At 59.8% G+C, this 20,686-nt stretch carries 20 protein-coding genes; 4 read left to right on the top strand and 16 right to left on the bottom strand.

Translation table 11 applies throughout. The features are described from left to right. The 3 genes from ACIQT2_RS10370 to ACIQT2_RS10360 all read right to left on the bottom strand — a co-directional run. Positions 1–449 (bottom strand): aldehyde dehydrogenase family protein (locus tag ACIQT2_RS10370; protein WP_402946072.1); only part of this gene is annotated, 449 nt, incomplete at its 3' end. Between the two features lie 227 nt (positions 450–676). Beyond that, positions 677–2,548 carry an APC family permease gene (locus ACIQT2_RS10365; protein ID WP_402946070.1) on the bottom strand — a complete coding sequence of 624 codons (1,872 nt, stop codon included), beginning with the start codon at positions 2,546–2,548 and terminating at the stop codon, positions 677–679. 268 nt (positions 2,549–2,816) lie between these two features. Next, positions 2,817–3,695, bottom strand: coding sequence for a shikimate dehydrogenase (locus tag ACIQT2_RS10360; protein ID WP_402946068.1), 879 nt, complete (start codon positions 3,693–3,695; stop codon positions 2,817–2,819). A gap of 164 nt (positions 3,696–3,859) precedes the next feature. Here ACIQT2_RS10360 and ACIQT2_RS10355 point away from each other — a divergent pair, with 164 nt between their 5' ends. Further along, positions 3,860–4,909 carry an Ldh family oxidoreductase gene (locus tag ACIQT2_RS10355; RefSeq protein WP_402946066.1) on the top strand — a complete coding sequence of 350 codons (1,050 nt, stop codon included), beginning with the start codon at positions 3,860–3,862 and terminating at the stop codon, positions 4,907–4,909. Positions 4,910–5,048: 139 nt separating this feature from the next. On the opposite strand, the gene ACIQT2_RS10350 is transcribed toward ACIQT2_RS10355, so the two are convergent. Next, the gene (locus ACIQT2_RS10350; RefSeq protein WP_402946065.1) at positions 5,049–6,113 is read right to left on the bottom strand and encodes a proline racemase family protein; all 1,065 of its coding nucleotides are present in this window, start codon (positions 6,111–6,113) and stop codon (positions 5,049–5,051) included. Positions 6,114–6,125: 12 nt separating this feature from the next. Beyond that, positions 6,126–7,028, bottom strand: coding sequence for a dihydrodipicolinate synthase family protein (locus tag ACIQT2_RS10345; protein ID WP_402946063.1), 903 nt, complete (start codon positions 7,026–7,028; stop codon positions 6,126–6,128). Positions 7,029–7,251: 223 nt separating this feature from the next. Here ACIQT2_RS10345 and ACIQT2_RS10340 point away from each other — a divergent pair, with 223 nt between their 5' ends. From ACIQT2_RS10340 to ACIQT2_RS10330, 3 genes are all read left to right on the top strand, one after another. Next, positions 7,252–7,848 carry a short chain dehydrogenase gene (locus ACIQT2_RS10340; RefSeq protein ID WP_402946061.1) on the top strand — a complete coding sequence of 199 codons (597 nt, stop codon included), beginning with the start codon at positions 7,252–7,254 and terminating at the stop codon, positions 7,846–7,848. A gap of 98 nt (positions 7,849–7,946) precedes the next feature. After that, a complete protein-coding gene (locus tag ACIQT2_RS10335; protein ID WP_402946059.1) occupies positions 7,947–9,323 on the top strand; it encodes an NAD-dependent succinate-semialdehyde dehydrogenase in 1,377 nt (458 codons plus the stop codon). A 120-nt stretch (positions 9,324–9,443) separates the two neighbouring features. After that, a complete protein-coding gene (locus ACIQT2_RS10330; RefSeq protein ID WP_402946057.1) occupies positions 9,444–9,659 on the top strand; it encodes a hypothetical protein in 216 nt (71 codons plus the stop codon). Positions 9,660–9,957: 298 nt separating this feature from the next. On the opposite strand, the gene ACIQT2_RS10325 is transcribed toward ACIQT2_RS10330, so the two are convergent. The 11 genes from ACIQT2_RS10325 to ACIQT2_RS10275 all read right to left on the bottom strand — a co-directional run bounded on the left by ACIQT2_RS10325 (position 9,958) and on the right by ACIQT2_RS10275 (position 20,623). Continuing rightward, positions 9,958–10,737, bottom strand: coding sequence for an SDR family NAD(P)-dependent oxidoreductase (locus tag ACIQT2_RS10325; protein WP_402946055.1), 780 nt, complete (start codon positions 10,735–10,737; stop codon positions 9,958–9,960). Beyond that, positions 10,734–11,471 (bottom strand): SDR family NAD(P)-dependent oxidoreductase, encoded by a 738-nt coding sequence (locus ACIQT2_RS10320; protein WP_402946053.1) that lies wholly within the window; start codon positions 11,469–11,471, stop codon positions 10,734–10,736. The genes ACIQT2_RS10325 and ACIQT2_RS10320 overlap by 4 nt, the downstream gene beginning before the upstream one ends. A 22-nt stretch (positions 11,472–11,493) precedes the next feature. Continuing rightward, positions 11,494–12,330, bottom strand: a complete 837-nt coding sequence (locus ACIQT2_RS10315) for a sugar phosphate isomerase/epimerase family protein (protein ID WP_402946051.1) — start codon at positions 12,328–12,330, stop codon at positions 11,494–11,496. A gap of 81 nt (positions 12,331–12,411) precedes the next feature. Beyond that, positions 12,412–13,215 (bottom strand): amino acid ABC transporter ATP-binding protein, encoded by an 804-nt coding sequence (locus ACIQT2_RS10310; RefSeq protein WP_402946049.1) that lies wholly within the window; start codon positions 13,213–13,215, stop codon positions 12,412–12,414. Positions 13,216–13,251: 36 nt separating this feature from the next. Beyond that, positions 13,252–13,980 (bottom strand): amino acid ABC transporter permease, encoded by a 729-nt coding sequence (locus ACIQT2_RS10305; protein WP_402946047.1) that lies wholly within the window; start codon positions 13,978–13,980, stop codon positions 13,252–13,254. A 17-nt stretch (positions 13,981–13,997) separates the two neighbouring features. Continuing rightward, complete coding sequence (locus tag ACIQT2_RS10300) at positions 13,998–14,885, bottom strand: substrate-binding periplasmic protein (protein WP_402946045.1); 888 nt, start codon at positions 14,883–14,885, stop codon at positions 13,998–14,000. Between the two features lie 275 nt (positions 14,886–15,160). Next, on the bottom strand, positions 15,161–15,586 hold the full coding sequence (locus ACIQT2_RS10295; RefSeq protein WP_402946043.1) for a universal stress protein: 426 nt from the start codon (positions 15,584–15,586) through the stop codon (positions 15,161–15,163). A gap of 110 nt (positions 15,587–15,696) precedes the next feature. After that, positions 15,697–16,362, bottom strand: a complete 666-nt coding sequence (locus ACIQT2_RS10290; RefSeq protein WP_402946041.1) for a GntR family transcriptional regulator — start codon at positions 16,360–16,362, stop codon at positions 15,697–15,699. Between the two features lie 386 nt (positions 16,363–16,748). Then, positions 16,749–18,020: a phosphopyruvate hydratase gene (locus ACIQT2_RS10285; RefSeq protein WP_402946039.1), complete on the bottom strand. Its 1,272-nt coding sequence runs from the start codon at positions 18,018–18,020 to the stop codon at positions 16,749–16,751. 50 nt (positions 18,021–18,070) lie between these two features. Then, complete coding sequence (locus ACIQT2_RS10280; RefSeq protein ID WP_402946037.1) at positions 18,071–19,468, bottom strand: glycerate kinase; 1,398 nt, start codon at positions 19,466–19,468, stop codon at positions 18,071–18,073. Positions 19,469–19,507: 39 nt separating this feature from the next. Further along, positions 19,508–20,623, bottom strand: a complete 1,116-nt coding sequence (locus ACIQT2_RS10275; RefSeq protein ID WP_402946035.1) for a tyramine oxidase subunit B — start codon at positions 20,621–20,623, stop codon at positions 19,508–19,510. Between the last annotated feature and the right edge of the window lie 63 nt (positions 20,624–20,686).

The raw sequence follows: 20,686 nt of genomic DNA, 5'->3' as shown, positions 1-20,686 counted from the left end.
CCCACCACACCGAGGGGGCCCTTGGTGGAATACACATCCACACCCGAGGAGACGTTCTCCGAGTGTTCGCCCTTAATCAGATGCGGGAAACCGGTCGCCAGCTCCACGACCTCCAGCCCGCGGGTGATCTCACCCAGGGCGTCCGAGACGACCTTGCCGTGCTCGGCGGTGATGATCTCGGCCAGTTCGCCCTTGCGCTCGTTCAACAGCTCGCGGAAGCGGAAAATGATCTGCTGGCGCTTGGTGATCGACAGGTCACGCCAGGCCGGGAAAGCCTTCTGCGCCGACGACACAGCAGCCTCGATGTCCGCGCCGTTCGCCAACGCCACCCGCTTGGTCTCGACACCACGGGCCGGATCAAACACCGCAGCAGTACGCTCACCCGCCGACGACGACTCCACGCCCCCGATCCAGTGGGACACCACGGGAAGATCTTCATTAACTGACATGCCAGAACTCACTTTCAAAAATCATCAACGGACAACGCCGGTCGCTCACCACCAACCTAACCACCACACCCACCACCACACCGCCCTACAAATGTCACCACCACCACCAATAAAACGACACATGTCTAAAGCGTCAAACACGGTGATCGGTGCGCGAGACGTTCCGTAGTAGCAAGAAAGCGTCTCCGGCAGGAATTTCATTGCCGGAGACGCTTCAGTGGATGTGCTTAGTTCGCTTCAGCGGACTCGCTGCTTTTCGCTTTCTCCGCCTCCAGCAGTGCGGTCAGTTCTTCGGTTGGCCCGCCGGAGCGCACTGACCAGAAGAAGGACCCCAGTGCGACAACCACCATGATGACGATATCGATCTGGTTACCCAGGAGGGGCGTTTTTAGCGGTCCGAACTGGCCAAAATAGGCCACCGTCAGCGTGACCAGGAAGGTGACGACGATCCAGACACCACCACGGATGTTTCGGCGGCCGACGGCGTTACTGGCAAAGTACAAGGCGACCAGGAAAAGTGCCGTGACGATGGCCATCGCTGACAGGTAGAGTTCCACGGGCCAGCCACCCGGTGCCTGCTGTTGGTTGCGGTTGAACATCCAGCCACCGTTGGCGGCTATGAAGATCCAGGCCAGGGTGAAGCACCCTGAGTACAGCCAGCTCGGCAGTTTCCTGCTCCAGCCGTTTCGGACACTTGCGTAGGCGCCGTAGAGCGGCAGGGCGAGGAAGACGACGGTGAAGAGGTTGATCAGTGGTATCCAGCCTGCGAAGTAGATCAACAAAAGACTGGCGACGTACCCAGCCGCGCTCCACAGAACGGGCCGTTTCAGGCGAAACGGCCGAGGCATGTCAGGTGCGGTGCGGCGTAGGACAACAAGCACTGGACCGCCCATGAGATAGCTCAGCGTCAGGGCAATGGAGACCTGGCTGACGAAGGAGTACCAACTCGGCGAGGGGAAAAAGAAGAAGAAACCCAGCACCGTGCAGGCGCCCAGGGCCACAATCGGAGTGCCGAAGCGGTTGATGCGCTGAAAGGCCTTGGGCAGTTCGCCGTTCACTGACATCGAGTAGGTGGATCGGGCGCCAATGCCCAACCACACCCATCCGGTTGCTGCAGGAGAGATGGCAGCATCGGAGAGCAGCACAATGGCGAACCAAGCAAATCCAGCTGCGGTTATTGCGTTGAGCAAGGGCGCCGAGGACCAGCTGCTGCCCAGGAGAGCGTGCCAGTCCCCGGGTGCTACTTTCGCGGCCTCCCAGTTGACGGCTCCTACGAAGCCAACCTGAAGGAGCAGGTAGATGACCAGGGGAATGAGCAGGCCGCCTACAACTATTGCGATGGGGATATTCCTCTGCGGGTTGACGGCTTCGCCACCAAAGTCGAGGATTTGGCGGAGCCCGGCGTAGGCGAAGACGATTCCGCCGCTGGCGAGTGCTCCGAGCACGGCTCCGCTGCCCATAGGCGCAAACCCTCCGCCGATAGTGAAGTTCGCCGAGGAGAAGGCGGTGAACATCAATCCCGCAGCCACCACTGGAATGACGAGTTTCCAGATGGTCATGTACTTGTTGGACTCACTCAGGACCTTGGCACCCAAGGAATTGAGGATGAAGAAAACCACCAGCAGCGCGAACCCCACAAGGATGCCACGGGGCCACGACAGGATCATGGTGCCTTCGCTTTCGGTCAAAAGACCAAGCTCGGGCCAGTTGCCTCCGATGTACGTCAACACAGCCTGCACTTCAATCACCGGCAAGGACAGCGCAGCGATGAGGTAGCCCCAGCCGTTGAACCAACTGACGAACGCCCCGTGCGTCAAGCGCGGATAGCGCACACCGGCCCCCGAGCGTGGGAGCATGGTGCCGAGCTCCATCCATGAAGCGCCAATCACCCCAAAGAACACTGCGCCGAGCACCCAGGTGAGAACCGAGGCCGGCCCGGCGAGGCTTGCTGCAGCCAGGGTTGCCAGAAGCCATCCGGAGCCGATCTGGACGCTGACAGCCAGTGCTATCAGGCCGAAAAGGCTGATCTGTTTTTTGAGCTGGGCATCACTGGCCTCATATCCGGCCGCTTGCGCTGACCGGGATTTTACGGCGTCCACGGGACTCCTTCGTCTTTTGGTGCATGCAAGCAGTAGATGCGCTTGCCTGATCGACGAGCGACCGACGTCAGGTTTGAGCTTTTCCTTCATACTTTCCTCCGAATGGACCGCGCGGGTAAGACCGCGGAACAGTCCGCACCACCGGAGGAATCTTGCCTGACTGACAGACAATTGTTTGTTTAGGATCGTAGTGGTGTGATCTACGCCATGTCAAAGCGGGCGCTTCGACATGACGAAACGCCCGCCTACCGACAGGAAATGGAGCTGGTTACGAGACTGCCGCTTCTTCGGCGCTGGCAAGCTCCCGGAAATGATGCATCATCCGCTCACCGTCAGGCTCCACCCCGGTGATGAGCCGGAACGCATCGGCCGCCTGGTACACGGCCATCAGGCCGCCTGAGAGGGTTTGGCTTCCAGCCTCGCGGGCCGCTTTGAGCAGCGCCGTCTCGAGCGGACGGTAGACGATATCCGCCACCCATAGATCCTGTCGCAAATAGGCAGTGTCGAAGGGGGTTCCGGGGTGATCATGCATACCCTGAGGGGTGCAATGAACCACACCATCAGCGGTGGCAAGCAATGCCGGCAGTTCTGACATGGGAGCGGGGTGCACCTTGACGCCTCGTCGTTCACGCAGGCTCACGGCCAGGGCAGCGGCGCGATTGTCGTCAATATCCACCAGCGTGAGCTCTTCAACCCCCAGCCGCACGAGGGCGTCTGCCACTGCCGTGCCCCCTCCCCCAGCCCCCAACTGAACCACTCGGCGTACAGGCGCTCCTGACATTCCCACCTTGAAGGCAGCTTCGAAACCTGAGGTGTCAGTGTTGTAGCCGACCCTTCCCTCGGGCGTAAAAAGCACCGTGTTGACAGCACCCAGGTCTGCAGCCACGGGGTCGACGATGTCCAGCAGTCCCACCACCTGCTGCTTGCAAGGGTGGGTGACGGTCACGGCGTCGTAGCCCAGCTTTTCCGCCCAGTCCAGAATCCTGGGAAGCTCTTCCGGATCAAGTTCCAAGGCGGTGAGGTCGATGGGTTTGAAAACCAGGGGGAACCCTTGTGCGGCAGCTTCAGTCATGTGCATTGAGGGTGAGAGCGACTGCCCAACCCCCGTGCCAATGAGGCCCACCAGATATGAATTCTTTTCAGCCATGGAACTTCCTCGTTGAATAGATAGTCGGTGATCAATGTCGGATTGTAAGACATTACGACAGAAGTCTAGGTCCGCTTCACTGGGCCAGTCCATAGCCCGAAGGCCTGTTCTTGCTCGAAAAACTGCGATATCTTACAACCAGACAATCTTACGGAGGAGAATTCGTGGAGGATAGGGAAACTGCCTTCAGCACACAGGCCACCGAGGAGCGGATCACGTTTAGCGGGCTCGTAGCCGCTATCGAGTCAACGCTTCTCGCAGCAGGTGCCGACGCAAAAGCGGCACGGATCATGGCACTGAACCACGCCATGTGTGAGCGCGACGGTGCACTTAGTCATGGAGTCTTCAGGGTCCCGCAGTACGTGGAGACACTGGCTTCGGGCTACCTCGACGGCGATGCGGAGCCGCTGGTTGAGCAGATCACGTCCTCGTATATACGGGTGGATGCTGCCAGCGGATTCGCCCAAGTGGCTCTGGACGTCGTTCGCGAAGACATCCTCAAGTCCGTTGCAGATCAAGGTGTGGCCGTCGTAGCCATCCGGAATTCCATACACCACAGTGCCTTGTGGCCTGATATCGAACCGTTTGCTGAGGCAGGCTACTTCGCTTTCACCACCGTTACCGGAGGAGTGCCCACCGTAGCACCGGCAGGGGTTCGCAAGGCGGTTCTCAGCACCAACCCGTTTGCGTTCGCCAGCCCGGTTCATGGTAGGCGGCCCCTGATCGTCGACTCCGCGACTTCATCCATGTCCTTCGGCGACCTGACACTGGCGGCCAAGGCGGGTCGCGCAGTTGCCCCGGGCACGGGCGTGGACAGCAACGGCAGGGATACCACCGATGCGAAGGCGATCGTCGAGGGGGGTACCTTGCTTCCCTTTGGCGGCCACAAGGGAGCCGCCCTGTCAATCGTGGTTGAGATCCTGGCTTCTGCATTGACCGGCGGAGATTTCTCTGTACAGGCGGTCGTCGGCAAGCCGGAGGGGGCCTATCCTTCGCGCACTGGCCAATTTCTCCTGGTGGCCGACCCTGAACGTGGCGGTAACTCAGAGTTTGGCATCCGGGTGGCAGGGTTTCTCCAGATGCTTCGCGAGGCCGGGATGGACCGGTTGCCTGCCGATCACCGGTATGCGGTCCGAGCCGAGGCTGAGACCCGGGGCATTCCAATCACACAGACGATCCAGCAACTGCTCGCAGGTATGGACCCCAACGACTAGAAGCCTGACGTCCACTGCGGACGTCAGGCTTCGGAAAACTGCAGCAATGACTGTACCCCGGGACGATCGAGTGAAGCTCGCGATCGTCCCGGGGCGCATTCAGGCAGTCCAAGATCGTTGGGCGCCTTGGGCCAGCGCTCTAGGCGCTGGCCCCCCAGATGTCGCCCACCCTGAATCCGGTGGGATAGGGGTCGTCATCTTCGAGTACAAAATCATGAAACGCCGTAATCCACGCTCTGCCGGCGATGGTGGGAAGCACCGCAGGGCGGCCGGCGACTTCCGCGGTCCCCCGTATGTGCCCGCGGAACAAGGAGCCGATCATACTTTCGTGGACGAATTCCTGCCCCACCACCAACTCACCACGGGCAAACTTGGCGGCCATTCGCCCCGAGGTCCCCGTTCCACATGGCGAGCGGTCAAGCGTGCTGGTCCATGTTGCGGGATCGCCTGGATCGACGGGGCCGTTGGGACAGATGACGGCGTTTCGAGCGTCTGCTCCTGGAGTGTCGGTTGAGCCGTGGATCATGGCCAACGAAATGCCAGCGATTTCCGGGTGCTCAGGGTGTACCACCGGGAAAGTGCGGCGGGCTACTTCCCGGAGGAGGCTTCCTGCCCGCAGAATCTCCCTGGTTTGCCCCGGCTCGAGTTTGAGGCCGAAGTCTTCAGCTTTGGCCTGAACATAGAACTGACCACCAAAGACGACGTCGGCCCGAACGGTACCGTATTGCGGCAGCTCAAATTCGTGGTCCAGTTCAACGACGAACGAGGGAACGTTCTCGATGGAGACATCAGTGACGCGGCCATTGTCCACGGTCACCACAACCTCTACTACACCGGCAGCGGTATCGATCCTGAGCCGCGAAGTTGGTTCTTCAACTGCAACGGCGCCAGTTTCTACCATGGCCGTCACGGCGCACATACAGTTACTTCCGGACATGGGGCGGAAACCCCCATGCTCGAAGACAACAATGCCGAAGGCACTGCCAGGGTTGACCGGAGAGGTGACGATGACACCGCACAAACTGGGGTAACCACGTGGTTCCTGCAACAGCAACTGTCGGAATTCATCCAGGTGCTGTTGCGCGTATACGAGGCGCTCACTCATTGTTGCGCCTCGAACGAGCAAATCGCCATTCGGGACCACGCGGCCGGGTTCTCCGGCCGCGTGGACGTCGATGGCGCGAATCACCTTGCGCGGTGCCATCGTGCTCTTTCCTTACTTAGCGGTGACTTCGACCCCGGCCGCCCGCAGAAGGGCTGCCAGTTCGTCACGGTACTCCTGCGCGAGGGGCTGGATGGGACGACGGGTGCTGCCGGCGTCGTTGCCCACCAGCGAAACACCTGCCTTGATGGCAGCCGCGTAGTTGTGTTCTTCGAGGAAGACGCAGATGGGGTTGATCAGCTTCCACAGTTCGCGGCCGCGGGCCAGGTCGAGGTCGACAGCCAGGGCCTGGTAGAGGTCACCAGCCAGCTTCGGCATGAAGCTGGCGCCGCCCCATACTCCGGCCTTGGCGCCAAGGGCGAGCCCCTCGAAGGTCAGGGTATCCCAGCCGTTGAGCGGAGTGATGTCATCCGAGTGCTCAAACAGGACAGTGGCGAGCTTGGTTACGTCTCCGCCGGTGTCCTTGAAGGAGCTGACATTGGTCTCACGACCCAGCTGCGCGAACTGGGCCGGCGAAAGGTCCACACCAGTGACGCTGGGGATGTTGTAGTACATGATCGGCAGGTCGACTGCCTCCGAGATGGCCTTGTAGTGCGCCAGCAGCTCGTCGAAGTTCAGGGAATCGTAGAACGGCGGAACGATCATGACGGCGTCTGCACCGGCTTCGGCGGCTGCTTCCGTGAGTTCGATGGCCTTCTCCGTGGTGACGGCACCGGCACCGGCAATCGCAAAGCCTCGGCCTTGTGCTGCCTTTGCATAGGCAGCGTTAACCGTCTTCTGCTCTTCGAGGGAGAGGGAGTTGAATTCGCCCGTGCTGCCAGTGGACACGACGCCGTGTGCACCGTTGCCGAGGATGTGATCTACCTGGCGTTCGATTCCGCCGATGTCCACATTGCCGTCGCTGTCGAAGGGGGTAACGACTGCGGCAAGAATGCCCTTCAGTTCGAGGTTCGTCATTGGTGATCCTTTCGAGATGTGCGAAACCCTGCCTAGCAGGGCGTATAGTCAGCCAAACTGATTGTCAGACAAGGGCCTTGATATGAGCGTAGTCACTTGTCAGGCAATCCGTCAATGCCAACCTGCAATCACTTTTCATGCGTCTTCAGATGAGCCTTCACAGCTCCAGGGAAGGCGTGATAGCCTGCTTCATATCGTAAGATTGTCTGGCAAAGGAGCGTTAGTGCGCATTCTCATTATTGGCGGATCCGGCACAATAGGTCGGGCCGTCGTCAAGGCATTCCAGGAAATTGGCGATGAGGTGATTTCACTGTCCCGGTCCACCTCACCAGCGGTCGACATTACGGATGCCGCATCCATCCGTACTGCCTTCGAGGAGGTAGGAACCGTGGACGCCATTTTGTCTGTCACCGGGAAAGTCCCCTACGTCCACACCGCCAAAGCGACCCCGGAGGACTTCGCCTCCGGCTTTGCCAACAAACTGGGTGGGCAGATCAACCTGGTCCTGGCGGGTATCCCCCACGTCGCGCAAAGCGGTTCCTTCACCCTGACTACCGGCATCCTTGCACAGCACTCCGTACCGGGCAGCGTCATTGCCGGCACTGTCAACGGAGGTATTGAGGCCTTCATCAAGACCGCTGCTTTGGACCTCCCCGCGGGTATACGCATTAATGCAGTCAGCCCCACGATCATCAATCAACCTAACGGGCACAGCTCGATCTTCCCGGGGTTCCCGGGGGTCTCGCCGGAGGACGTAGCCCAGGCCTACGTCCGGTCGGCGCACGGCATTGAAACGGGTCAGGTCTTCCGCGTCTGGTAAGTCGGCGGCTTTTGCCGGCCATACATAAACCATGTATTTATCCCTGTTCGCCCGCAGCAAGCAGCGAACCACGCACAGCACCATATGTAAGGAGCAATATGTCACGGTACCGGGTTGAAAACCCTGCCACAGGTGAAATCCTCGAAACCTTCGAAGCCGCAGGAGACGAGCAGATTGAACAGGCATTGAAGAATGCCGACGCAACCTACCACGAATGGAAGAACCGAAACATCCAGGATCGCGCCGCCATTGTGCGACGCGTCGCAGAACTGTTCGAAGAACGCAAGGACGAACTCGCCAGGCTCATCGCCCAGGAGATGGGAAAACCCCTTTCCGAAGGTATTGAAGAAGTTGAGTTTGCGGCCTCGATCATCGACTACTACGGCGTTCACGGCCCGAGCCTGGTGGTAGACCACGAGATTCCCAGCACCATCAAGGGCAAGGCAATCATCGAGAACCGACCGGTCGGTGTGTTGTTGGGCGTCATGCCGTGGAACTTCCCCTACTACCAGGTAGCCAGGTTTGCCGCGCCGAACCTTGTCCTCGGCAACACGATCCTGCTGAAGCACGCGGACATTTGCCCCAAGTCCGCTCTCGCCATTCAACAGATCATGGAAGATGCAGGAGTTCCTGTTGGCGGGTACACCAACGTGTTCGCATCTCATGACCAGATCTCGTCGATCATCGCGGACCCTCGTGTTCAAGGAGTGTCCCTGACCGGTTCGGAAAAGGCCGGTTCGATCATTGGCGAGCAGGCGGGCCGCCACCTCAAGAAGGCAGTGCTGGAACTTGGCGGCAATGATCCGATGATCGTCCTGGACTCGGATGATCTTGCATCAGTAGCCGCTGACGCCTGGGAATTCCGGGTCTACAACGGTGGCCAGGTTTGTAACGGCAACAAGCGCATCATTGTCATGGACGACATCTACGATGAGTTCGTGTCCGAGCTGAAGAAGCTTGCTGACGGTCTCGAACCCGGCGACCCGCTGAACATGCACGATCGCTCGTTCGGGCCCCTGTCGAGCAGGGCGGCCGCAGAAGGCGTGAACGACCAGGTCAGGAGGGCTGTTGCGGACGGTGCCACGCTCGAAGTCGGCGGCGTGCTGACCGAGCGGAAGAGCGCCTACTTCTCCCCTGCCGTCCTGACCGGCGTCCGTCGCGACTCAGCGTCCTTCCGGGAAGAGATCTTTGGCCCTGTAGCTACTGTGTTCAAGGTTTCCAGTGATGAAGAAGCACTGGAGCTGGCCAACGATTCGGAATTTGGCCTAGGTGGATCGGTCTTTTCCGCGGACCCTGCACGCGCAGCAAAGATCGCCTCACGTCTTGAGACAGGCATGACCCACGTCAACATCATTGCCGCAGAATCCGCTGAGCTTCCCTTCGGCGGAGTCAAGCGTTCGGGCTTCGGCAGGGAGATGGGCCCCCTGGGCATTGGCGAGTTCGTCAACAAGCGCTTCTACTTTGTAGCGGAGTAACGTACCCGGCCTAACAGCGAGCTCAAAGCGGTCGTCGTAACACCAAGCAGTTTGGGGTTGCGGCGGCCGCTTTCCCGTAAGTCGCTCCCTCGTCTTCGCCTCAGCCAAAAGGACAATCCCATGGTCGAGTACTTTCCCATTGAATCGATGGTCACCAATCTGCGTGTCATTCACCCCGGGGAGATGATCGAGGCCCGGCAGGGCGAGTTGGTCTATTGCCGGGAACGGATAGACCTCATAGACATGGAGCGCGGCATAGTTTGGGTAAGAGGCCGTTCCGGCCACCTGGAGCCCCTGAGCACCCAGCACTTCACCTTCTGGCGCTATGTTCTCTAAGCGAAACTTCTTGAAAGTCGTTTTCGGGGCAGGCCGCCCATCCCCCGCGGTGAGCCGGACATGCGACGACTGCCTCCACGAGGCGCGGCCTCTCGAAGAGTGGGTTTGGCTGGCAACAATGGTTGGCGCAAGCCCGGGCATGTGGACCTGCGGCGACCCGGGCGCATCGGCCAACCCGTGCAATTGCACGCACATCTTCCATTTCAAAGGGGCTTAGGCCGAGCCCCCGCAGGCTCGGAAATTAAGCGAAAAGGGCCGGGTCACGGAATCTTCCGTGACCCGACCCTTTTAAGCGTGGTTACCGGACATAATCCGCGCCCGTGATATCCAATGTCGCACCCGTCATGTGACGGGCCTTTCCGGAAGCCAGAAAGGCAACCGTCTCCGCAACGTCCTCGGGTGGGACGACGTCTCGCATCGGCAGGGACGCAAGCTTCTCAGGGCTGATGTGGCCCGCGATCATCTGCGTCCCCACCATGGCCGGCGCGATGGAGTACGCCAAGACACCCTGGTGGGCATATGCCCGCGCTACGCCCTTCATGAGATTTTGGAGCCCGGCCTTCGCTACACCGTAGGCAAGGTGGTCTGCATCGTCGCCGCGAAGCGCTGAACGGCTGGAAATCGAAATGATGGCGCCGCCACCCTTGTTCTTGAAATCAAGGACAGCCCTTCGCGTTAACCAAGCTGCCGAGCGGAGGTTGAGGTCCAGGTTGGCATCCCAGCCCGCGATCCATTCGTCCTCTGTTTCCAGAGGGGAAGGAATCCAGAGTCCGGCATTGTTGACCAGTACGTCGATTCCACCCAATGCTTCGACTGCTGCATCCCAGAGTCCATCCGGACCGCTGTCTGACGTGAGGTCCGCCTGAAGAGCCACAGACCCGTTGGGGCCTTCTTTGGCAAGAGTTTCCGCTTGCTCCCGACTACCACCGTAATGAATGGCAAGTTGGGCTCCGTCACGGTGCAATGCGCGGCAGATTGCTGTTCCGATACCGCCCGATGCGCCTGTGACCAACACCCTTCGCCCACTGAGTGGCCACTCATCGCGGCCGGAAACAAATGCGCTCTCAACTGATGTCATGACCAGAGCCCACCAGTGATCTCCACGGCTCCGCCCGTCATGTAGCTCGATTCGGGCCCGACCAGATAAGACATCAATCCCGCAACATCGACGGGCCGACCAACGCGGCCAATAGGAATGGGAGCTGCGAGATCCTCCTCAGTCATTCCATTGTCACGGAGTTTTTGCTCAACCATCGGTGTAAGGATCTCCCCTGGGCATACGGCATTGACCCGAATGCCAAGTCGTCCGTAGTCCAAGGCAAGGCTCTTGCTCAAAGAAACGACTGCGGCCTTCGAAGCACTGTAGGCAATGTGGCCCGGAGAGGGCGTGAGGCCCCAGTTCGAGGCAATGTTGGCGATTGCGCTCGATCCCGCCTTTTCAAGCAGTGGGAGGGCTTCGCGGCAGGTAAAGAACACTCCGTCGACGTTGACACGGAATGTATCGAACCAATCCTGTTCAGTAAGGGTGAGCGCGTCGCCGCGGCGCATAATCCCAACGCAGTTCACGAGGGCTTCAAGGCTCGTCAGTTTCCCGCGCAGCTCGTCAAATGCTGCCTTGATAGCGGCAGGGTCCCCCAGGTCGACGGGAACGGACTCAATCCGGTCCTTGTTTGGATCATCCTTCCAAGCATCGTCGGCGAAACGCAGGTCAAGGGCATAGACGTGAAAACCGTCCGCGGCGAGCCGCGATGCAACAGCGCTGCCGATTCCTCCGCCTGCTCCGGTGACTACTGCAGTCTTGGCTTCTTCCATATCATCTTCCCTTCGAGTTGGTTTAGTTCAGGTGGACGTTGCCGATGACCTTTTCATAGGCCGCAACAGTAAGTTTGAGGATCTCGTCCAGGGGCAATTTCCAGATGTCATCATTGAAAACTTCCACTTCGACCGTTCCGGAATAGCCGGTGTCAGCCACCCATTGAGTCATGGAGGTCAGATCGATGATGCCGTCGCCCGGCATGAGTCGGCCGTTCATATTGTTCGGGACCGGCAGCGGCAGGGTGAAGTCGTTGATCTGGTATCCGGTAAGGCGATCCAGGATCGCTGCTCGGTTAAGGGAGTCTTTGAGGTCCGGATCCCAGAACGTAGCCCAAGAGTCCACCAAAACACCGAAGTTCTCGGACGGAAGTCCGTCCAGTACCCGCAGGGCCTGGCCGACGCTCGTGACGATCGAGCGATCGTTGACGAACAGCGGATGAATGGGCTCAAGCATGACCTTTACCCCGCTCTGGGCGATCTCGGGCAACAGTGTTTCGAGTGCGTCCCGGACGCGTCCCTCGGCGTTGCGGATGGAGCGGTCTTCCTCAAGGAGCCCCCCTGCAACGAACGCCAAGGTCGGAATGTCGAGTTCTGCGCACGTGTCCAGGGCCCGACGCACGGAGTCGTAGGCTCCCTCTAGTTCATTTCCGCGCTTGTTGGCCAGAAAACCCACCCGGCTCATCGACGTGGCGGCCAGCCCTGAATCGTTCAACCAACGCTTGGTCGCCGTCACGCCGGCTTCCTCGACCGGTTCAACCCAAAGGCCGATGTTTTCGATTCCCGCGGCCGCGGTTGCCCTGATGGTCTCTTCCAGACCATAAGGCATCGTTGTGGCCTGGTTAAGGCAAAGCTTCATGTCTCCTCTTCCCTCTGCAATATAGGTCTTTTGCGCTGCGCTGCCCCAGCCGGCTCGGGGGCCAGGCTGGGGCAGCGGACACTAGAATCGAACTGCGTCCACGAACTTCTTGAGGTCGGGGTTATCGCATCGGTTGAAGGCCTCATCCGGAGTAGCGTTGACGGCAATTTCGCCCTCGTGGAAGAACACCACGCGGTCGGCCGCCTTTGAAGCGAATGCCATGTCATGGGTAACCAAGGCAATGGCAATCCCTTCGTCCTGCTTCAAGCGTCGCAGCACTCCAAGGACTTCGGCAGCGACGGGTGGATCAAGGGCCGACGTGATCTCATCGCACAGCAAGAGCTTCGGCTGCATCATGAGCGCTCGAGCAATAGCGGCACGCTGGCGTTCACCACCGGAGAGTTGGCTCGGTTTGCTGTGCAGGTGGTGGGACATGCCTACTTCTGCAAGGGAGCGCTTGGCCCGCTCGATTGCTTCAGCTTCGCTGAGGCCCAGCTTCTTCCGCGGAGCCAGGGTGAGGTTCTTGGCTACATCCATGTGTGGCCACAGCGTGTAACTCTGGAAGATCATCCCAATGTGGGAATCAACCTCTTCCCACGCCTCTGTTCGTTCCTGGTCCTCGAACACGACCTCGTTGTCGAAGACGATCCGGCCCTCGTCGGGATCGGTCAGTCCGGCCAAGGCGCGGAGGAGTGTACTTTTGCCGGATCCCGATTTGCCGATGATGACCGTGATGTCGCCAGCCAGCATGTCAAAGTCCACATTCTTGAGGATCTGCCGATCGCCGAAGCTTTTCTGCAGGCCGCGGGCCGAGACCAGGACATCGCCGGTGGTTGCCGAGATGGTCCGGACAGCGCCGGTCCTCGGTGCTTGAACGTCACTCATGGTGTGACCTCCACTTTCGGTTTGTTAGCTTCATGTTCACTTCGCCGCCACCACACTGGCTTCCGAGAGCGCCCGCAGCTTTCTCCTGCCTGGAACCTTCTGGCCGGACTGCATTCGCCGTTCCAAGTAGCTGGTGATGAGCGAGACCGGGAAGGCAATGACGAAGTAGATAATCGCTGCTGCGGTGAACACTTCCAGGGCACGGTAGGACTGGGCAGAGATCGTGTTTGTGATGAACATGAGATCCGCGACGGCTATGGTGGAAACCAGCGCAGTGTCCTTGAAGAGGGAAATATTCAGGGACAGGATGACAGGGACCTGCTGTCTCAGCGCCTGCGGCAGGATGATGTAGCGGAGCCGCTGGAAACTGGTGAGCCTGAGCATCTTGCCGGCTTCGATCTGCTCGACCGGGACGGATTGGAAGCCGGAGCGATATGCCTCAGCCATGAACGCCGTCAGATTCAGTGTCAAGGCGATGATTGCGGAAGCGAAACCTGGCAAGGTTACTCCGGTCAGCGCCGGTAGGGCGTAGAAGATCCAGAACAGTTGAACCAGAAGTGGCGTGCAGCGGAAGATTTCGATGTAGATCTGGGCGATCCAGCGGATCACGTCGATCTCCGACATACGTGCAGATGCCACCGGGACCGCCAGGATCATGCTCAGCACAATCGTGATGACCGCAATTTCGAGTGTGGTCCCCAAGCCGGCCAGAAGCCGGTCCAGGTTGGTGGTCACCACCGACCAGTTGAAGTCGTAATTCAGCATGGGATTTACCCTTCAGGCTACTTCTTGAGCAGGCCGGCGCCGGCCAGCTGTGTCTCGTCGAGGTATCCGACCTTGGCGTATTCGGCCTGAAGCACACCTTCGTTGAGGGCACGCTCGATCGCGATGTTGACGGTTTGCAGTGATCGGGAATCTGCGTTCGCGGGGACACCGTAGGCTACGAGGCCACGGTAGATGTCCGGCGTGGGCACAATGATTTTCAGGCTTGAGTCTTCCTGCGCCTGGGACACGGCCGTGGGCAGGTCGGTGAGTGAAGCCACGATGCGATCGGCCTTCAAGGCCTGGACCAGGTTGGTGAACGAGTCCGTCGGGAGAGTGGCCGCAGTCGGGTATTGCCGCACGAACGATGCCTCGTGCGCCGTTCCCTGGGCAGTTCCAATCTGCTTGCCCGACTTGAGCAGGTCATCGGTGGTTACGTACGGTGAGTCCGCCTTCACGACGAACACAGCCGGGTAGTCCCAGACCTTTTCTGTGAACTGGATGGCGGTTGAGCGCTCAAGGGTCCGGTCGAGGTTGGCTGCGAAGTCGTAGCGACCCGCCTGCAAACCAGCGACGATGTTCTTCCACTCGGCCGGAACGGTTTCGAGCCTTACATCAAGCGCCTTTGCAAGGTTCTGGAGCGGGAGGATATTCGGGCCGCCGTACGTGCCGTCGGGCAACTGAACGGTGTGCGGCGGCGACAGGGCAACGCCTACGCGCAACACGCCGCGCTTCTTGATGTCTTCAAGGAAGCTACCCTGCGATGCAGCTGAAGCAGCCTCGGCACCATTGCCGCCACCGCCACGAAGGGCCGAGAACAAGGCACCTCCGCCGACTGCTAGAAGAATCACCACGATGACCGCCAGAACGGTGCGGTTCACCTTTTGGTTGGTTGTTTTCCGGGTCACAATCTTTCTCCTCTGAGTGTTTGATTGTAAGACATACTGTCTATCCGAAAGCATAGAAGGTAATCCGCATCACGTCTATAGCTGGTTTCAAACGCGCTGAATAATGTCCTGAGGCACGCCATCCTGGGAGCATGAAGTTAAAGAAAAACTGCCCTCGGAGGTTGTGGACTGGAATCAACAGTCCAAACTTCCAAGGGCAGTTAAATGCCGGGAGAGGGCCAGTGGCCGGCCGCTACAGGCCGCCGACCCCCATCAACGCGCGCATCAAACGGCGATTACTGATCGGTCTTGACGATGTACACATCGCAGGGGGCGCTGTGTGCCACAGTGTTCGCAATGCTGCCCAGCACCCGCCCGATGCCGCGCATCCGCTTGTTGCCTACCACGATCATCGACGCGTCGTGCGTCTCCGCCTGTTTGATCAGGGCTTGCGCGGGACTGCCGTGAATAGCGAAGTAGTCAGCTTCCAAGGTGTCAGAACGCAGCTCTACGGCCACGTCCCTGGCAACCTTTTCAGCCCTTCGGGCGTCCGAGACGATGAGTTGGTCGCTACCACTTCCTACGACTTCCACACGCTCATCACTGAAGGCTGTGACTACGTGGAGCTTCGCGCCCAAAGCTGAGGCCAAGCCGGCCGCCGCGTCGGCCGCTCGGCGCGCCGTTTCACTTCCGTCAACGCCGACAACAACAATGCCACCCATTCTTTGTCCTCCCTGGACGTCATGCCTTATCCGCACTACGTGACGGATTCTCTGTGTTTCTTGCACTCCACGTCGACGTGGAGCAAGGGAACTGATTGGGCCGTCCCCTGTTACCGTTCCTGACTGCGGGCTTCGATGATGGCGACGATGTCCTCCGCACTGCCCACCGTGTGCTCCCAAAATGCCTTTTGGATGACAGCGCGGTCGCGGCTATGCATGGCCTCGATAAGGGCATGGTGCTGCTGAATAGCCCTGCCTGGGTCCGAGCGCAGGGCATTATCCTGGGCAAGTGCCACCGTGATGTGCGCTTCGATGACCGGCCATACCCTCAGCAGCACCTGGTTCTCTGAGGCTTCCCAGATTCCTCGATGGAAGGCTACGTGGGCCTCGTGCCTGATCAGGGGATCCGGGTCCCTCTCAACTGCCTCAAAGGTCTCCCAGTGCGCGTCCAAGCGGGCCATGCGCGTTCCATCGGTCGATTCAAGAATGGAGTCTATGGCAAGCAAATCCAGCGAGTGTCTGATATGCGCGATGTCCAGGAGTTCAGCTGGACCGAGCTCCGCCACATGCATGCCCCGGAACGGCTCCTGAACAAGTAATCCTTCGCGCGAAAGCTGATTTAGCGCCTCCCTGAGGGTCGGACGGCTGACTCCAAGCTGCGCCGACAGACTGACCTCCGTGATCTTCTCGCCCGGAAGCAATCCACCGCGAACGATTGCCCGCCGGATCTCCTGGATGGCGCCGTCGCGGCGCGTCAGGCCGGCAACCAGCCCCACACTGTCTGATCTTGGGATTGTCATCTGCCACCTTCTACGCCGGTTTGGGCTGCCTGTTATATTGTCTGGCTTTCAGGAAGTCCGATTGATTGTATAGTAACGGACCGCCCGGAGCGAGACACCACAGGTCCGCGCGTCGGAAGATGAATCACCAGTCGCCAGGGTCCGTGACCATCCAACTCCACTCGGCCCATATACCCTGATGCATCGGCATCAGGTTTCCCTGGTAAGCGAAAATCGTTGAGTCCTTGTTTCCTGGTAACCACCAGAGCCCGGTTTTAGGGCAGTGACTCCCCGTCGTCGCCCGGAGTCGGGTTGATGTGGCATGGCCAGGATAGGCGTGGCGTTTCACGGATCTGCTCCTTTACTGAGGGACGGTGGGGCTGCTAAAACCGGACGATTGAAGGCACATCCGCCAGGCGGCTGCCCGGCAGGCTGTCTGAGGCGCGCATCAGGAAATTCAGCTTTTCGATGCGCTCCCCGGAGCGGGGCGCCCCGTTCTTTTGGAACGGAACCTGCAGACCCACCGATAGATCCATGACCACATCATCAATGACACCGCCGGATCGACCGGAAGGTACCGCCAGGAGTCCGTTTTCGACGGCGGTGTCGAAGGTTTGCAGGGCCTCTGTAATGGTGCCGACTTGATTCGGTTTCAAAATGAAGCCGTCCACCGCCTTCTGTGCAATGGCGCGCTCGAGGAATGCCGGATTGGTGACAATCAGGTCGTCGCCGAGGATGATGGTGCGCCGCAGTTCGCGAACTGCCTCGCTGAAGCCATTCCAGTCGTTCTCGTCGAGCAGGTCTTCGATGAAGACAAAGTCAAACTGTTCGGTGAGTTTTCGGGTGTAGGCAATGAGTTCAGATGAAGTGACCCTTGAGTTGTTCAGTTCGTAGGTCTTCGTGGCGGCGTCGTAGGTCTCGCTCGATGCGCAGTCCAAGGCAAAGGCGACCTCGTTGGTGTAACCGGAGCCGTCGATGGCTTGCTGTATGAGCTCCAGGACAACTTGTGGGTCGGATGAGGGCGCTGCATAACCGTAGGACTTTGCGATCGCCGGTGCGTGGCCCGAGTACTTCTCGAGTACTTTGCCCAGGCGATCAAAGACCTCGACGCCGATTTCGACAGCTTGGTCTATGTTCTCTGCTTTGTAGGGCATGATGAGGAATTCGTTGAAGGCCTGGAAGATTTCTCCATGGCGCCCTCCATTGACCACGTTGAAGCTTGGCACCGGAACGGTGGCCAAAGGGCCACGGGCTATGTGCTCGTAGACAGGTACGCCCGCGGTGGCGGCACCTGCTCGAAGGGCGGCGATGGACGTCGAGTAGATGGCATTGCCACCGAGGAATGACTTCTGGTCGGTTCCGTCCAGTGCGAGCATCGCCTTGTCGATGGCTGCTTGGTCCTCAATGTCCATCCCGATCAGGGCGGGTGCTATGACCGTGTTGACATTGTCGGCCGCCTTCCTGACGCCCTGGCCGTGGTACTCGCGCGGGTTGCCGTCCCGCAGGACAAACGACTCGTGCATTCCAACGGACTGCCCTGTGGGAGCTGCTCCCCTGGTGATGATCCCGTCGGACGTCTTGACAGTCACCTCCACCATGGGGCGCGCTTTGCAGTCAAGGATCTGGCGTGCGTGGACGGCTTCGATGGTCGCCATTTTCTCTCCAAAGGTCTCTGGTTCTACGGGTGGATGCTTGCGGGGGGTGCCTAAAGGGCGGGGACGTACAGGATGTTGAAATCGCAGAGGTTCGTTCCGGTATTTCCTGTCAGAACGGCATCGCCGACGGCGGTTAAGGCTTCGAAAGCTGCGTGGCCCCGCAACGCTGCGTGGAGGTTCAGGCCACTGGCCGCGGCGCGTTCCGCCGTCGTCGAATCCGTGAGGCCGCCGGCCGCTGGCGAGGTACCGTCAGTTCCCTCCGAATCAATGGAAAACATGCACGCGCCGGGTACGGAACCAGCGGACAAGGCGAAGCCCGTCACCAGTTCCTGGCCCGGTCCTCCATGGCCGGTTATGGTCGCAACGGCCGGAATGAAAGTCGTGGTTTCGCCGGAGGTGAATACGACGCAGGGGGCGCGGAACGGATTACCGGTAGCTTGGATTTCCCGTGCCAGCGAAGCCATGAAAGTCCCGGCGTCCTTGCTTTCGCCTTCGAGGTAGGAGGTGAGGATGTACGCCGGGATATCCCTCTTTTCTGCTTCCTCCTTCGCGATGAGGCACAGATCCGGAACGGTATTCAGGACAAAGTAGGTGTTTTCAGGGAAGGCCTTGGGCGTCTCCTGGTCCGGGCCAGCGGCGTTCAGGTAGTTAGTGATGGACGGTGGAAGGACGTCCTGCAGGTTGTAGTCGACGATGACTTTGCGGGCGTCGGACAGCGTAGTGCGGTCGGGACCGATAGGTGTGCTGGCATAACGCTCATACGGGATGCCGATATCAGACGTTGGAGCATTGCCCACTGCGTCGGAGATGCCAATGCCGATAAGCTCGGCGCCCCGCGACCGGATGCGCTCTGCGAGCCGGCCGCCGTTGGTCTGGGAGATGTGCCGCCGGACAGCATTCACCTCGTAGATACCGGCTCCGGACTTGAGCAAGAGATCGGTTGCGACGGCCTCGTCCTCCACCGAGATGCCGTCTACCGGGTAGTTCATCAGCGCCGAGCTTCCTCCGCTGATGACCGCGATGAAGAGATCATCCGGTCCCGCCGAGTCGACGAGGTCCAGTATTTCCCGGCTCGCGTCAAAGCCGGCTTGGTTGGGCAGAGGATGTCCCCCCACGAATACCTTGGTTCGGTTGAACGTATCGGTTTCCTCGGCCAGTTTGACGATGGCAATGCCATGCGTCAGCTTCTCCCCCAGCACGTGATCGACAGCCATTGCCATGTGATTGCAGGCTTTACCTGCACCGATCAGATAGATGTTGAGTTTGAGGGTCAAATCCCAGCTTCGCGTTCCGATGGTGAGCGTGTCGCCGTCGAGCGACATGATCGAGCGGATCCGGTTGTAGGCGTCGAGCCTGGTGAGCGTGGCTTCTGCGATGTCGAGGACCAGTTCGCGGGATACAACATCGCCTTGGGCGAGCAGGGACTTACGGTTTTTGATCTTGGGCATGGATCTTCAGCTTCCTGAGTGGATGGTCTGGTGGTTCAGTCAGCTGGAATGGGGCTGGTCCCAGAGGGTGAGACGCTGTCCAATTCCAGCTTCCAGCGCTTGCCGGTACAGCTCGTACCCCCACGCGACGTCGAAGACTGCCATGCCGCAGGCGACGAAAATGGTCCTGCCGGCAGCAACGTGCCCGGATTCGGAAGCCAGGACTTGGCCCAGATCCAAGGAATCCTTAAGGGCCGGCAGACGGCCCTCATCGATCAATCGGTAGATTGGACCACCAATGACGCCGCGGTAGTAGGCATCCTTGTCGCCGGAGAAGATTGCCTCCTCGACATATGACCCATGCAGTCCTATGTGGTCATAGACAACAGCACTTTCGGTCCAGAACGCCTCGTTGGCCGTGACCGGCCCGCTCAGGAGGATGGTCGCCGTCGGTTTGAACCAATCGTCCTGGACGATCAGCGGGCTGGTTCGGCTTGCAGCGATAGTGATGAGGTCCGCTTCGCGAACACACGTTTCAGGTGTGGGAGCTGCGGAAGTCTCGACGCCGTAGGCTTGCGCAGCGTCGTCGGCGGCACGCTGCGCCTTGGCCAGCGTCCGGTCATGGAAAACGATCTTCCCAATCTGGGGGTGCTGGCTCATGATCGCCTTGACGACGGCCGCATTGATGACGCCACAACCGATGACGGCCAGGACTCCGGGCTTCCCGGAGGTCAGGTAACGGCTTGCGACCGCGGGCACGGCTGCTGTCCGGGCAGCACTGAGCAGGTTGGCGGACATCAGGCAGAGCGGCTCACCCGTCTCCTTGTCGTTCAGCATCAACGTGAGCACTGAACGGGGCAGGCCGCGCTCAGGATTCGCAGCGTTTGAGCCATACCACTTGTTGCCGCAGACGTTGAAGCGCCCACCCAGGTATGCGGGCATGGCGACAAATCTGCGATCCGGGCCTGCGACCGGCATGTTCGGAAAGGGCGACGACGCCGGGAACACCAAACCCAGCCCATGTGAGTTATGGCCGTGGCCGCCCATGAGGTAATCACCGTCGGCCAGCAGGCGGAAGACCTCTTCGCTGACGTCGACGCATCTGCCCGCGTCAAGGACACCAGCCTCAATGGTGTCCTGCTCAGAGAGGTAAATGAAGTCTGTACGTGGCCCCATGGCGCACTCCTGTCGGATATCTCCATGCCCGGTCGCCCTGTCAGGTCGCGATGCCGGGCTGCT

It is taken from the genome of Paenarthrobacter sp. NPDC090522, assembly GCF_044769225.1.
In the GTDB taxonomy this organism is placed as follows: domain Bacteria; phylum Actinomycetota; class Actinomycetes; order Actinomycetales; family Micrococcaceae; genus Arthrobacter.
The sequence above is the reverse complement of the archived record's forward strand: the minus strand, read 5'-3'. Positions and strand labels throughout refer to the sequence as shown.